At 43.9% G+C, this 14,667-nt stretch carries 13 protein-coding genes and 2 pseudogenes; 5 read left to right on the forward strand and 10 right to left on the reverse strand.

The genetic code is table 11. The annotated features are described in order from the left end of the window. Positions 1-11 precede the first annotated feature (11 nt). The 4 genes and pseudogenes from VOR_RS0116125 to VOR_RS19185 all read right to left on the reverse strand — a co-directional run bounded on the left by VOR_RS0116125 (position 12) and on the right by VOR_RS19185 (position 1,907). On the reverse strand, positions 12-323 hold the full coding sequence (locus VOR_RS0116125) for an STAS domain-containing protein (protein WP_010320718.1): 312 nt from the start codon (positions 321-323) through the stop codon (positions 12-14). Between the two features lie 9 nt (positions 324-332). Next, complete coding sequence (locus VOR_RS0116130) at positions 333-716, reverse strand: response regulator (RefSeq protein ID WP_033197489.1); 384 nt, start codon at positions 714-716, stop codon at positions 333-335. Positions 717-733: 17 nt separating this feature from the next. Continuing rightward, a pseudogene (locus VOR_RS19180) lies at positions 734-1,342 on the reverse strand (methyl-accepting chemotaxis protein); the annotation flags it as partial. Then, complete coding sequence (locus tag VOR_RS19185) at positions 1,335-1,907, reverse strand: hypothetical protein (RefSeq protein ID WP_286118557.1); 573 nt, start codon at positions 1,905-1,907, stop codon at positions 1,335-1,337. The gene VOR_RS19185 and the pseudogene VOR_RS19180, both read right to left, overlap by 8 nt. A gap of 862 nt (positions 1,908-2,769) precedes the next feature. Between VOR_RS19185 and VOR_RS0116140 the strand changes: the two genes are divergently transcribed. The 3 genes from VOR_RS0116140 to VOR_RS0116150 all read left to right on the forward strand — a co-directional run bounded on the left by VOR_RS0116140 (position 2,770) and on the right by VOR_RS0116150 (position 6,844). After that, positions 2,770-3,960: an amino acid aminotransferase gene (locus tag VOR_RS0116140; protein WP_010320720.1), complete on the forward strand. Its 1,191-nt coding sequence runs from the start codon at positions 2,770-2,772 to the stop codon at positions 3,958-3,960. Positions 3,961-4,229: 269 nt separating this feature from the next. Next, positions 4,230-6,119: a putative nucleotidyltransferase substrate binding domain-containing protein gene (locus tag VOR_RS0116145; RefSeq protein WP_010320721.1), complete on the forward strand. Its 1,890-nt coding sequence runs from the start codon at positions 4,230-4,232 to the stop codon at positions 6,117-6,119. Between the two features lie 8 nt (positions 6,120-6,127). After that, the gene (locus tag VOR_RS0116150; RefSeq protein ID WP_029627295.1) at positions 6,128-6,844 is read left to right on the forward strand and encodes a 3'-5' exonuclease; all 717 of its coding nucleotides are present in this window, start codon (positions 6,128-6,130) and stop codon (positions 6,842-6,844) included. 166 nt (positions 6,845-7,010) lie between these two features. Here VOR_RS0116150 and VOR_RS0116155 read toward each other — a convergent pair whose 3' ends face one another. Together VOR_RS0116155 and VOR_RS0116160 are read right to left on the reverse strand one after the other, a co-directional pair. After that, on the reverse strand, positions 7,011-8,894 hold the full coding sequence (locus VOR_RS0116155; protein WP_010320723.1) for a methyl-accepting chemotaxis protein: 1,884 nt from the start codon (positions 8,892-8,894) through the stop codon (positions 7,011-7,013). A gap of 198 nt (positions 8,895-9,092) precedes the next feature. Continuing rightward, positions 9,093-10,670, reverse strand: a complete 1,578-nt coding sequence (locus VOR_RS0116160) for a BCCT family transporter (RefSeq protein ID WP_010320724.1) — start codon at positions 10,668-10,670, stop codon at positions 9,093-9,095. A 392-nt stretch (positions 10,671-11,062) separates the two neighbouring features. On the opposite strand from VOR_RS0116160, the gene VOR_RS0116165 reads away from it, so the two are divergent. Next, the gene (locus tag VOR_RS0116165; RefSeq protein WP_010320725.1) at positions 11,063-11,539 is read left to right on the forward strand and encodes a MarR family winged helix-turn-helix transcriptional regulator; all 477 of its coding nucleotides are present in this window, start codon (positions 11,063-11,065) and stop codon (positions 11,537-11,539) included. Positions 11,540-11,617: 78 nt separating this feature from the next. Here VOR_RS0116165 and VOR_RS0116170 read toward each other — a convergent pair whose 3' ends face one another. Further along, positions 11,618-12,007 carry a hypothetical protein gene (locus VOR_RS0116170; RefSeq protein WP_010320726.1) on the reverse strand — a complete coding sequence of 130 codons (390 nt, stop codon included), beginning with the start codon at positions 12,005-12,007 and terminating at the stop codon, positions 11,618-11,620. 209 nt (positions 12,008-12,216) lie between these two features. On the opposite strand from VOR_RS0116170, the gene VOR_RS0116175 reads away from it, so the two are divergent. Further along, the gene (locus tag VOR_RS0116175) at positions 12,217-12,882 is read left to right on the forward strand and encodes a DUF2982 domain-containing protein (RefSeq protein ID WP_010320727.1); all 666 of its coding nucleotides are present in this window, start codon (positions 12,217-12,219) and stop codon (positions 12,880-12,882) included. A gap of 47 nt (positions 12,883-12,929) precedes the next feature. Here the strand turns inward: VOR_RS0116175 and VOR_RS0116180 are convergent, their stop codons facing one another. From VOR_RS0116180 to VOR_RS17500, 3 genes and pseudogenes are all read right to left on the reverse strand, one after another. Next, positions 12,930-13,586 (reverse strand): MBL fold metallo-hydrolase, encoded by a 657-nt coding sequence (locus VOR_RS0116180; protein WP_010320728.1) that lies wholly within the window; start codon positions 13,584-13,586, stop codon positions 12,930-12,932. A gap of 75 nt (positions 13,587-13,661) precedes the next feature. Next, positions 13,662-14,204 carry a peptidoglycan L,D-endopeptidase MepK gene (gene mepK, locus VOR_RS0116185; RefSeq protein WP_010320729.1) on the reverse strand — a complete coding sequence of 181 codons (543 nt, stop codon included), beginning with the start codon at positions 14,202-14,204 and terminating at the stop codon, positions 13,662-13,664. 220 nt (positions 14,205-14,424) lie between these two features. Further along, a pseudogene (locus VOR_RS17500) lies at positions 14,425-14,667 on the reverse strand (L,D-transpeptidase family protein); the annotation flags it as partial.

The raw sequence follows: 14,667 nt of genomic DNA on the forward strand, positions 1-14,667 counted from the left end.
GTCACTTTGTCTTATTGTGAACTCGAAAGAACGATAGGGTCATGAAACCATCCCACTAGCCCCAGTTTACCCAGCACATCCACCACGACTTCACTGTGATGAATCAGTTCACATCCCTGTTCAATTCTTGCTTTTTTAAATGCCATCAATACTTGTACGCAACTGCTGTCCAGAGCAGTGACTTGGGACAGTTCAATGGCGATCTTCTCGCTATGAGACACAAAAGAGGTCAACTGTTCAAACAAATCTCGAGCCTCATAAATCGTCAGTTCACCGTCAAGTTTTAACATTAATTGCTCATCGGTTTGGTGTGGAGTCAGCATAATCCCTCCTTAGGCTTGGATCAGTTTTGCTACGGCGGCAAGCATCTGTTCAGGTGCAAAGGGTTTTACAACCCAAGCTTTCGCACCCGCAGCACGACCCTGTTCTTTCTTCGATGCCTCAGACTCAGTGGTGAGCATAATCACCGGCGTAAATTTTGTGTCTGGCCTTTGCTTCAACTCTTTGAGTAAGGTGATGCCATCCATATTCGGCATATTTACGTCGCTGATGACCAAATGAACACGATTCCCGGCCAATTTGGATAATGCATCTTTACCATCCTGAGCTTCGATCGTCTGATAGCCTGCTCCTTTTAAGGTCATACTCACAACCTGGCGAATTGAAGCCGAATCATCTACAACAAGTACCGTTTTGTTCATCACAGCGTTCCTCATCTATTCATTTACTGTTCTCAAAAGAAAGTAATGTCCGTACTAACCATCTTACTTTTTATCTCAGTAGCCTTACCTTTGTGACTTTCATGTTGTTCTATCATGGTGTAATTCTTGGTCATTTTTTCCAGCCATTTTTGCGGGGATAATTCGCCTGCGATCGCATGATTACTGTCTTGTTTGAGCAACTCTAATGAATCACTAAGCTCCTTAAGATTGGTACTGATTTGCTCTAATATTTGGCTGACTCGATCTTGAAATTGCAATTTCACAATCACACCACTTATCGTTTCCTTTACCGAAAATGCATCTTCTTTTAAACGCTCAGACTGTTGTTGTAAGGTTTGCGCTATATCTTGGAAGTGGTTAATAACATAGTCGATACGATGCTCAGTTTGTTCCATCTGTTCACTCTCAGCCGCAATAGCCAATTCAGCTGTCTTAAATGTGCTCTTAATCGCATCACTGACAATGTTCACTTTCTCTGTCATGCTGCTAGCGATCTCTCTTGAACGCTGTGAGAGGTTACGAACTTCGTCCGCGACAACCGCAAAACCTCGCCCTTGCTCTCCGGCACGCGCTGCTTCAATGGCTGCGTTTAATGCCAATAGGTTGGTTTTTTCAGCAATGCCCACCACATCGGTTGCCATTTTTTTTAAATTCGACTGTGTACTGATCAAGGCTACGCATTTCATCAAGCATATGCTCTCTTGTTTTTTGGCTTTCTCTAAGCTCATCAACCGCTTTAGAAAGCGTGGCTCGACAACGCTCAATTTCGCTCATTAAATTACGTTCATCTTTTAAGGTTGAGCCTTGCGAGAAGGAGAGTGCTTGTGAAAGCTGCGTGACAAGATCACCAAATTGCTGGCTCAGTTGAGTAACAGAATCGGTAAGTTGCACATTGGCTAAATCAATATGACGAGACCACACTGGCAGAGATTGGGCAAAAAGAGGCTCTAAAGAATGGTATCCATCGAGTTGGAGCCCTTGTGTTTGAGAAAGGTGTTCAATCGTCTCTTTTTGAGCTTTGACTTGGGAAATGAAGGATTCGTAATTCCAAAGTGCATAACTGACACTAATAAAAGTAACGAACAACAAAGCCCAAACACCAAAATCAGTTGGCTGTGGCATAAGAGCAACTATCGACAATAGCACTAAGGGCACGTAAACACGTACCAACCTAATGAGGAGCATAATTTATTATCCTTTAGCCATAAAACACTGACGAAAGCTATGGCGTTATGTAAGAAGTTGTTATGCAACGCCTGAAGCTCATAACTAAAGATAGGAAAGCTTAGGGGAATCTGCAATGTAGTCGGTAAATGTAATTTTACTTTTGTTGTGTTGGGTAATTTTAAACAGTCCACTCTTATCAATCAGAGTAACGATTGACTTTCGTTAAGTTCGGCTGAGTAACGTCATTGAGCCCTCCCCTCTGTTCTCATAACATGACGCACTGATCGGATCACATTGGCTTTATTTTATTTAGCTATCTTTCCTAGAAATACATCACTAGAATCCATCGCTTTTCTGATCCTCCGCACATCGGTTAATTACGAAAAGACAACATTGAACGAATTTAATCACCTAAACTTAAGCATCACATACTGTAATGAAATCAAATTCATGAACAATACCAAACGAAGCAAAAGCCATCATTCTGCAGGGCGAAGCGACACATTTTGACCCACAAGTCGTAGAGGCTTTTTTGAGTGTTGAACAACAATTTGTCGCCATTGCCGCTCGCCATCAGGATAAACATTAATCTCTTATTACAGTAACTCCTCCGCTCAATGGCAAAATATCGTATTTGATGATGAATTTTGCCGTTGAGCTGACTTCTTCTCAAAGTAAAACCTATTTAATCTCCCCACCTGAAAGCGGTGGATGATAGAGTTTTTTTAAAAAAATCGCCTTTTTGTTCATGATTCTTAGCCAACACAAATTATTTTCAGTTTTTCTGTTTTGTGTGTTGTAACAGATATTTCATAAAGGTATAAATAGCTTAATTTTATGTTTCTAAAATCCCTTCTAATACTTTACATGGATGATGATTATGTTTGAAAAAGTTGTCGCAGCTCCGGCTGACCCTATTCTTGGTTTAACCGAAGAGTTTAAAAAAGATCCTCGCACTGAAAAAATTAACCTCGGTGTTGGTATCTACAAAAATGAAGCAGGTGAAACACCTGTTCTTGCGACAGTAAAGAAAGCGGAAGCGGCGTTGCTTGAGTCTGAAAAGACCAAATCTTATCTCACCATTGAAGGTACTGCTGAATATGGGCTCGCGGTACAAAAACTCCTGTTTGGCGATGAATCTGAGATTGTGACGCAAAAGCTCGCAAAAACGGCACAAGCGCCGGGTGGTACTGGTGCACTGCGTGTAGCAGGTGAATTTATTAAGCGTCAAATCGGCGACGTGAAAGTGTGGATCAGCAACCCAACATGGGCAAACCATCACGGTGTTTTTAATGCGGCTGGTTTAGAAACCACGCAGTATTCGTACTACAATTCCGAAACGAAAGATAAAGATTTCGCAGCGATGCTTACCGATCTTGAGCAAGCTCAAGCGGGTGATATTGTTCTTCTACACGGGTGCTGCCACAACCCAACTGGCATTGATCCAACCGATAAAGAGTGGGAAACGTTAGCAAAATTAGTCGCTGATAAAGGGCTTCTTCCTCTGTTTGACTTTGCTTATCAAGGTTTTGCGAAAGGGGTTGAAGAAGACGCGCAAGGTCTGCGTACTTTTGCGAAATACAATAAAGAGATCTTAGTCGCGAGCTCATTCTCTAAAAACTTTGGTTTGTACAATGAACGCGTGGGGGCGTTTACCATCGTTGCTGGCTCAACAGATGTCGCTGAAACAGCCTTCTCACAAATCAAAGCGATCATCCGCTCTATTTACTCAAATCCACCAGCGCACGGTGCTGCTGTGGTTACTTATATCCTCAACAACGCCGAACTGCGCGCAGAATGGGAAAACGAAGTGACTGAAATGCGTGAACGTATTCAAGAGATGCGTGAGCTGTTTGTTACCACCCTAAAAGCCGAAGGTGTGAAGGCTGATTTTAGCTTTATTGAACGTCAAAATGGCATGTTCTCTTTTTCTGGTTTGAACAAGGAACAAGTTGCGCGTCTGAAAGATGAATTGGCAATTTACATCGTCGGTTCCGGCCGTATCAGTGTGGCAGGCATGACGAAATCGAATATGGGCCCACTGTGCAGAGGTATTGCAGCGGTTCTATAATCGATAATGATAAGAAATAGACAACAATAGCCGCCACTTGTCGGCTATTTTTTTATCTTCAATTCACTGAAATGGCACTTGATTCACATCGAAGCGCGTTCACTTTCCCCTCTTGCCTGCAAAGCACGTTCTTTTCATGTACTATAACTCTCTGAATCCTATGTCCAATGCCACCGATGTGACCTGATCCCTTTGACAAGTTACATCGTTTAGCTGGCTCGCGACGTCAGAATCCCACAATATGAACTCCGAAACACAAGGAAGCCTCCATGGAAGCAGAATTAATTGAAATCAAGAACTTCCTTGCTCAGTATCCACCGTTCAATGAACTACCTGAAGAAACACTGTTCGAAGTGACGCAGAGCGTAGAAATCTCCTATTTTCGACAAGGTACACCCATCATTCATTTTGGTGATCATATCCAGGACTTGTATTTTATCCGCAGCGGCGTCGTCGAGGTGTACCGTCGCAAAGGCGAATTATACAACCGCCTAACCGAAGGCGGCTTATTTGGTCAAATGGGGCTATTGACCAATAACCGTGTTCGTTTTCCGGTCACTGCGATTGAAGATACGCTGGTTTATTGTATTCCAGAGGCAAGGTTTCAGGATTTATATGACAACTATGATTCCTTTGCTGATTTCGTTGAAGTGCAAGATAACGCGCGCCTTCGCCAAGCCGTACTGAGTAAAACAGAGCAGAATGATCTCACCACCTCGAAAGTGCGAACCTTACTCAGCCGAGAAGCTCCTTTCGTTTACAAAACAGAAACCATTCAACATGCGGCGATCAAGATGGCGGAAGAGAGTATCTCTTCACTGCTGGTGATTGATCCTGATATTTTGCAAGAGAGTGACGACGATAGCAGCCCGGTAATCGGCATCCTGACTGACCGAGATCTCTGCACGCGTGTATTAGCCGTTGGCATCGATCCTAATCACCTCGTCACGGAAGTGATGACAACGGAGGTTATCTCATTAGATCATAATGCTTATGTCTATGAGGCCATGCTGAAAATGCTTCGGTACAATGTTCATCATCTTCCTATACTCAAAGAAAAAAAGCCGATCGGTATCATTGAAGCGACCGATATTGTTCGCTACGAATCACAAAACTCATTGCTGCTCGTCAGTCGCATCTTCCAGCAACAAAGCGTTGAAGAGTTAGCCACACTGTCGCACCAAGTCAAAGACAGTTTTGTTCGTTTAGTCAATGAAGATGCAAACTCACATATGATCGGCACGGAGATGTCAGTGATTGGCCGTAGCTTTAAACAAAGAATCATTGAACTTGCTGAAGAATTACTAGGCTCGCCGCCTATTCCATACTGCTTTTTAGCCTTGGGTTCTATGGGCCGTGACGAACAGTTAATTGTCACGGACCAAGATAACGCTTTAATTTTGGACGATAGCTATGAAGAAACACAGCATGGTGCTTATTTCGAAGCGTTCGCTAAATTTGTCTGCGACAGCTTAGATCAATGCGGTTACAGCTACTGTACGGGGGACATTATGGCCAGCAACTCGATATGGCGTATGACTCGTAAAGAATGGGAAGCCTGCTTTGCCGATTGGATAGATAACCCTAACCCTAAGGCGCTATTGAATGCATCCATCTTTTTTGACTTATACGGAGTGTGTGGCAGGACCAAATGGGCAGAACAACTGAATGGGTTTATTGTCCGTCGAGCACGCAAAAATAATCGATTTCTTGCATGCCTTGCACGAAATGCGCTGAACCGCACGCCACCATTGGGGTTTTTCAAAGACTTTGTGATGGAAAAAGATGGACGACACAATAACACCATCAATTTAAAACGTCGCGGCACGGCACCGTTAGCGGATTTAATCCGTGTGCATGCATTGGCTGTCGGTTCACGTTCTACCAACTCGTTTGAACGTTTAGATGACATCATTGAAGCCGGAATTCTGCCCAAAGGACGGGCGCAAGATCTGCGTGATGCAATGGAGTTTATCGCTATGGTACGCATTCGCCACCAAGCGGCTGACGTTGAACAAGAAATAGAGCCAGATAACAATATCGAGCCAGAAAACCTATCTGATTTTGAAAGACGTAATTTAAAAGATGCGTTTCAAATCCTAAGCAATGCGCAAAATTTCTTGAAATTCCGTTATCAAGCCAGCAATAACTTTAAGTGATAGAAGTGATTAAACAATGGTTTCAAAAACCAAGCATCGATTGGGTAGCAAAATATGCCAATAAGCAGTCTTTGGTTAACCATCCGTTACTCAAAGATTTTTATTCAAGGCCGATTGCTAAGGGTAGCACGCCAATCGATGAAATAGAGTTTGTCGCTTTAGATTTGGAAACAACGGGGTTAAGTGCGCAGCATGATGACATTATCACCATTGGCTTGGTGCCTTTTACCTTAAACCGTATCTATCTCAACCGCTCTAAACATTGGATAGTTCGGCCACGCCAAGCGTTAAAAGAGGATTCGGTGGTTATCCATGGCATCACACACAACGATATTTTAGATGCGCCAGATTTGGCAGAAGTGCAGGAGTCGATACTGAAGGCCTTATCTGGAAAAATTGTTGTGGTTCATTACCGCCATATTGAACGTAGCTTTCTCAATCAAGCATTAAAAGTGCGATTGGGTGAAGGCATTGAGTTCCCTGTGATCGATACTTTGCAATTGGAAACGGAAATTCAACAACGGTTACATGGAGGTTTATGGAACCAGTTAAAAGGGCAAAAACCACAATCAGTGCGTTTAGGGCAAACGCGAGCGCGTTATGGGCTACCAGCGTACACTCCACACCACGCTTTAGTTGATGCTATTGCCACCGCGGAATTATTCCAAGCACAAATCGCTCATCATTTTGATCGGCAGCAAAGTGTCCGAACGTTGTGGCTATAACTTTTTGATTATCCTTTAAAGGGATTCTTTCAAGGTTTAGTACCGTGATCGACACGAGCAAAAAAAGAGGAACCCATGTTAGGTTCCTCTTTTTTAATCACATCTCGCCTTGCTGCTTTTACGCTTAGAACTTAGAACTTAGAACTTAGAACTTAGAACTTAGAACTTACAGCTTAAAGCGACGAATTTCATTTTCTAACTGATGCGAAAGCTCAGAAAGTTGTGATGCTTGTGCTGCTGCTTCATGCGCTTCTTGTGCAAGATCGTTAGACACATCGCGGATCCCTTCCGTGTTTCGAGTAATTTCCGACGTCACAGAAGCTTGCTCTTCAGCGGCCGAGGCAATTTGCGTCGCCATGTCACTGATGCGCTCAACTGAATTATGAATTTGCATCAAACTTGCTGCAGCGGCGTTCGCATCATCTACACTGGTTCCAGCAAGCATACGGCTATCACCCATAATGCCAACCGCTTTACCCGTCCTTGATTGCAACGTTTCGATCATCTGCTGAATTTCTTTTGTCGAAGCATGTGTACGTTGGCTAAGCACACGAACTTCATCGGCAACCACCGCAAAGCCACGACCTTGCTCACCAGCACGTGCAGCTTCAATCGCCGCATTCAATGCTAGCAGGTTAGTTTGCTCTGCTATGTTTTGAATAGTCGCCAGAATCGTATTGATATGTTTACCGTGTGCTTCCAGCTCAAGGATAACATCAGTGGCCACTTGAACTTCTTTGGCCAGGTTTTGAATCGAACCTTGTGTTTGTGAAACTTGATTCGAACCATGTACGCAATCCGTTACCGCTTCGCCAGAGTTTTGAGCGGTATGATCCGCGTTACCGGCAATCTCTTGTGTAGCTGCGGCCATTTCATTGATGGCCGTAGCCACCATATTAATTTCATCTTGTTGTAAACGGATACGCGCACTACGCTCTTTGGCTTGAGCGGCCGTCTGTTTTGACTGTTCAGATAATGCAGTAGAAACAAAGCTAAGTTTAGAAACCATAGTGTGCATGTTACCGACAAAGATATTGAAGTTTTGTGCTAATTGCCCAACTTCATCATCACTTCTTGGTTCAAGACGTTGAGTTAAATCACCGTCTCCGGAAGCAATTTCCTCTAAGGCTTTGGATACTCGGCTAAGATCTCTAAACAAAAAGCTCACTAACCAAGAGACGATTACAATCACAGCAATCGTAATCACAAGTGCAGTCACAATTAGGTCAATGAGCAAGGATGTATGCGCTGCTTCTTCCGTTGCGCGGTCCATCTGGATAGCGAAAATCCAATCGGTTTGCGGTACTTTGGCGAAGTAAAATAGCTTATCGACACCTTGTAATGACGCATCTTCAACGGTACCTGAGGCGACTGCTTGCTCTATCATGTTCATCGTCAACGTCTTCGACAATGACGACACTGGTTTTAATAAGAAATTTTTATCTGGATGCGCTAAAAAGGTTCCATCTTGCGCATCAATCAACATCGCGTAGGCGTTTTTGCCCGCATCTAAACTGATGACATCTTGGATGAGGTGATCGATTAACACATCGGCACCAACGACGCCGACAAATTGCCCATTGCGACGCACAGGATCTGCAATTGTCACCAACAGTGCATTGGTGATCGCATCTTTATAAGCGGTGGTGATAATTTGCTTATTCGCTGAAACGGCATCTTTATACCAAGGACGTTGGCGAGGATCATAGTCAGCACGGTTACGCTCAGGGTGTGAACGATACATCTCACCTTGCGGCGTACCAAAGAAAATATCATCAAAGCCACCCGCTTTGCGAGCTTTCTGTAAGAAAGGAACGACATCATCTTGAGCGGTGTAGTCATTAAAAGCGGTTGAGATCTCTTTACGGACCACAATCCAGTCCGAAATGCCTTTCGCAGCGGCAGCTGACAAGCTTTCTGCCCGCGAATATACGCCATTTCGAGTTTGTTCAAAGAGTTGATCAGCGGCTAGCCAAGTCAACGCGCTCGCCATAACGACGACGGCAGAAAGACTGGCACCGATTAGCTTTTGCTTTAAGGTTAATTTCATTGGTTTGCAGAATGTTAGATACAGGAACGGAGGCGAATATTAACCAGATTTAACACAAGATGCACGAAATATATGTCGAATTCTGACACAAGATAACCATTTGCTTTTCTTAGTATTTTAGCAAAACACTCTAATGACGATCGTCAAAAAAACATCAAAAAAGGCGACTTTCGTCGCCTTTTCAAATCAATGTCGAAATTAACGTTTCAAGAGCTCGGTTCGCATTCCCAACAGTAGGCTGACACACATCAGCAGCAGCACGATAGTAAATGGCAGCGCCGTTGATATGGCGGCGGCTTGCAACGCTTCAATAGCATTGGTGCCACCAATCCATAACAAGGCTACGGCGATAGCGCCTTCCATCAACGCCCAGAAAATACGCTGTAGGACAGGGGCATCCACTTTGCCTCCAGCAGTAATACTATCAATGACCAGTGACCCTGAATCTGATGAGGTGATAAAAAATACCAACACTAACACAACCGCAATCACTGAAAGTAACGTGCCATAAGGCAGTGCATCAAACATTTGGAACATCGCCAGTGGCACTTCGGTCAAACCATTCGCGCCTAATTGGCCAACATTGTTGATGACTTGATCAATCGCCAAACCACCAAATACAGACATCCAAATCAAGGTAACAGCCGTAGGTACTAATAATACGGCGGTAAGGAACTCGCGGATAGTACGGCCTTTTGATACTCGCGCAATGAACATTCCAACAAATGGTGACCACGAAATCCACCAAGCCCAGTAGAACACGGTCCAACCTTGGAACCAGGCCTCATCAGTTCGACCGTGCGGGTTACTGAGTGGGATGATATTTTCAATATACGCCATTAATGTGGTTGGAATGGATGAAAAGGTTACGGTATAACCAATCAGTGCAACTAAAATCAACAGCAAGAATGCCACGATCATATTGATGTTACTGATGACTTTGACACCACCATCAATACCACGCACCACAGAGACCACCGCTAATAAAGTAACGACGGTAATCACGACAATTTGTAAACCCATTCCGGCATCAATGCCAAACACATGATGGATACCACTAGCCGCTTGTTGAGCACCCAGCCCTAATGAAGTTGCTAAGCCAAACAATGTTGCTAATACAGCCAGAATATCAATGATATGCCCTGCCCAGCCCCAAGCGCGATCGCCAAGCAACGGGTAAAAAATAGAGCGAATAGAAAGCGGAAGCCCTTTGTTGTAAGTAAAGAACGCAAGGGAAAGCGCTACCACACCGTAAATGGCCCAAGGGTGTAGACCCCAATGGTACATGGTTGCACCTAATGCTAGTTTAGCTGCTTCGGGTGTGTTGGCTGCAACACCTAAGGGCGTCTCATACCAACCGGTAAAATACGCCACAGGTTCAGCGACACTCCAGAACATGAGACCAATACCCATCCCTGCGGCAAACAGCATAGAGAGCCAAGAAATATAAGAGTAGTCTGCTGTTGCCCCTTGGCCACCTAAACGGATTTTACCAAAGGGAGAAACAATCAAGCCTAAGCAAAACAACACAAAAAGATTACCCGACCAAATAAACAGCCAGTCAAAAGTGCCAATAATTTTCCATTTAACGCCATCAAGCCCACTCTTCGCAATCTCAGGATCAACGACTAAAGCGGTGACTAAAAATAGCGCAATAAATCCAGCACTAAAACCAAACACTGGATTATGAACATCAAACCCCCACTTTTGCACGTTATCTTGCCCGACTGTGTAGTCAGTACTGTCAATACTGTACTTATCAATACCTTTTGTCATTTTACCTCTCTAGAAATCTAAACATGATTTTTCAGTTGAGATTAATAACCATGAGAACGAAACAATTTTAAGAAAAAAACCAAAAATAACTTCGTACTCATAGCAATTTACTTTTCAATATTCTGAACACCCTACCAACACCACAGAAAAAATCCACTAAAAAGCAACAAAAAATGCCGTCAAAGGCAAAAAACAAGCCTCAAAGGTTAAACTTCAACCAACTTAGGGTAAAAATCGAAAACAAAAACATTCGAGCACTAATCATTTTACATCTCAACTTATACACTCATCATCTTAGAGCAACACAAAAGAGGTCGAATGCTACTTTTCAAGTGAAAAGAACTGCACTATGGTCCCCGCTTATTAATAACTTTCTTTTTGGGACAATGAGTTTGGAAAAACATGAAGAAGTTTTGATCTCAATTCGACAAATTATTCGCGCAATTGATCTGCACTCTAAAAAACTGAATAGAGACGCTGGGCTTACTGGTCCCCAGCTTATTTTAATGCGCTCAATTCAAACCCTTGGTGAGGTGACTATCCGCACATTGTCGGATCATACGAACATGAGCCAGGCCACTGCCACCACCATTTTGGATAGATTAGAGCGCAACGGATACGTACAGCGAATTCGCAGCAATACCGATAAACGAAAAGTGCACGCCCATTTAACGGACGAAGGTAAGAAGCTGCTAGAAAAGGCACCGCAACCACTACAAGAAAGCTTTGTCGAACAATTTAGGCAGCTTCAAGAGTGGGAGCAAAGCTTGTTGCTCTCATCAGTACAACGTTTATCTTCTATGATGAATGCTGAAAACATTGATGTCGCACCGATGCTCGAAATTGGTTCTATTACCAAAGAAGAGTAGCTTTGATTGCATTTTAAAATTTGATCGTAAAAAAGCCTCGGGGCTACCGAGGCTAATTCATTCACAACGAACAACAGATTAAATGGCTTTATAGATAACTTTGTTGCCTGCTAACTGCTCTTTCACTACCAGATTTTCTTCTACTAGTTTCTTGAGTGCGCCAGTGGCCCAAGCGGCGGCTTTCGCATCTTCTTGACCAGCACTTAAGCCGATCGATTTAGGATTCATACCTTCTGCGTGGTTAGCGACGATATCTAAAACCTGTTGCTGTTTTGGCGTTAACACGACATCCACTTTTTTAGAGTTCGCCGTCGCTTTCTCCACAACTACTTTTGTTGCAGCGGTTTTTGCTATGGTCGATTGCGCTGTTACAGGCTTTGCTGATTGAGAGGCGATCAAATTTGCAACCGTCGCTTTAATACGCTTTTGCAATTTGGCCTGCACCTTACGCTTATGAGCAAGTCTCATCGAATATTTCTCCATTTCACTGCGTTTCAAGCAGTGGTGAAAATTTGAAGCGCGTTTTATATCAAAAATCGTCCTCGATTTGTAGGGCATAGCACAGCATAGCACAGATTGAGGGTCAAAAACGCATTTCGATGCGGCAACTGACTACAATTCATACAGGTCGCAACAGCCAACAACGATGCTGTAGCTCGAAGGAGTTTCACTGGTTTATGCACACCCAACATTTGTCTAATACGCGCTTTTCTTTGCAATCACCTATGGTGAAATGGATAAATACGATTTGTATCATCGCTTCAATTTGCATTGTCATGTTCTCATCCAACATTATTCATGCGCTGCTGTTAGTGAGTACACTGGCGGTGACTCTAATCACCTTCTATTTTTTGATTTTGAAAGGAAAAGTTAGCTACACCCTAACCGATACCCATTTTCAGCAGCATCTCTTTAAAGGAGGTTGGGTCGTAAAATGGAACAATATCAGCCGCATTGGGGTGTGCAGTTATGAATCTCATGGTTGGCACCAACCTTTGCCTTGGATTGGGATCAAACTGAAGGATTATTCACCTTACCTTGAGAGTGTATGTCCCAGAATCGCTAGTGAGATCTTGCTCAGTCAGCGCGCGCTGCTCTACTTAGGAGCAAAACAACAGCGCAAAGAGACTCAATTTGAAGATTTGGTACTCGACAGCGCACCTTACACTGCGCCAAACGGTAATTACTATCATGGTCTTATGGCAATGTTAGCCAATCGGATGCGCTATCAACGGCAATTTTTTGATTATGATATTTTTATCTCAGCGCACGATTTGGATCGTGACGCCGAAGCGTTTGTGGGGTTGATTCGGCGCTACCTCGCGGCGGCCGAACCAGACTAAGACATAGTTTCATGGGCGCAGAAGGAACACTCTGAGCCTAATCAAGATCAATACAGGGGCATTTCATCTGCGACATAAGGGTTATTGGCACGTTCACGACCAAAAGTCGATTGCGGACCATGGCCGGGCACAAACGTCACATCGTTGCCAAGTGGCCATAGCTTAGTTTTGATCGAGTGAATAAGGGTATTGAAATCACCTTGCGGGAAATCCGTACGGCCGATACTACCGTTAAACAATACATCGCCAACAAACGCCAATTTCGCTTGCTGGCTAAACAGCACTACGTGGCCGGGCGTGTGGCCGGGCGTGTGTAATACTTGTAGAGTTTGAAGGCCAAACTTCACTTCATCACCGTCATTAAGCCATTGGGTAGGTTCAAAGGCTTCCGTCAGTGGAAAACCAAACATTTGGCTTTGACCTTCGAGGCCTTGTAGCCAGAAGTTGTCCGCTTTGTGTGGTCCAATAATATCGACGCCGCCCAACTGCTGCGCCAGCGGTTCGGTTCCACCGACATGATCTAAATGGCCATGAGTAAGAACCAAACTGACCACTTTTACCCCGAGTTCATTGATCAACATCACGAGCTGTTTCACATCACCGCCGGGGTCAACCACGATCCCTTCCATGGTGTCATCACACCAAACGATAGAGCAGTTTTGAGAGAAGGAAGTGACGGGCACCACTTGATACTTTAACGACATACTAAAACCTTGTTCGAATTCGCAGTTGGCCGAACTATGACATTGACACTTTCATTTGACAAGTCACGAACAGCCTTATGACCAATGACGCACAGGCCCAGTATCAATGTGCACAAAATCACTGCTAGGATAATAACCAACACCGCCAGCGCCCAATTCGATCGCCGCTTCGCGTACTTGACTCAACTGAACACCATCTAACCGAAAATCAATTGCTTGGCCTAGCATATGGAAACTTTTCTTAGCAACCCCAGAGGAGTGAGTGCGCAACATTTCATTGGTGGCAGGAGATCGATAACCAGAGATGATTTGTACTTCCGCTTGAGTGCCAAGTAGAGATTGAATTTCCGATATTTGGTCAAATAGATTTTTGTCCATTGGATGGACTTCGTTGCGGCGGAAATCACGGCAAATATTGTTGAGCCGATCAAGCTCAGATCGAACATAACGAACACCGTTGAAATAACAGGTTTCAAGTGTTTCACCGGTATGTAAATTATTCATCGCGAGTATGCGAGAGGTTTCAGGGTACGATGCCAATACTATTTGGGGGACACACGCCGCTACAACTACACCACTACCAGCCAATTTTATAAAATGACGACGAGAAACTAACAAGGTTGGATACCTTCACAACTGAATTTATTTTCAACAAACCCGGACACTACCGGACTCCATTGTGAAGATCAAATGCATAAATTGTGCTCGAAATGCTCAAGAGAGAGCAACAGCATCGTTACTCTTTGAACATAAAAGAGATCTTTATTAAGTGATTTTTTGGTAAATTGAGAGACGCAGCCCTGCTTACTTAGGTGACCACTGTTCTAGCGGTATCCATTCACCCATTACTGGTGCTGAATGCATCATAACGATAGATATCATCTCGGTAGTGCAGTTCTCCACCTTCATACCAAACGGTTTGATAGATGATGTGTACGGGGATGCGCTGCTTTAATGGGATCGTGCCATTCACAGGCCCCTCTTTACCCGTTAATTTATCACCATCAATACCTTGGGTTTCTAATATCATCGAAGCAAACTTGTCGGCATTTTGTACTCGAATACAACCCGAACTATACCC

Source organism: Vibrio ordalii ATCC 33509, assembly GCA_000257205.1.
Lineage (GTDB): Bacteria > Pseudomonadota > Gammaproteobacteria > Enterobacterales > Vibrionaceae > Vibrio > Vibrio ordalii.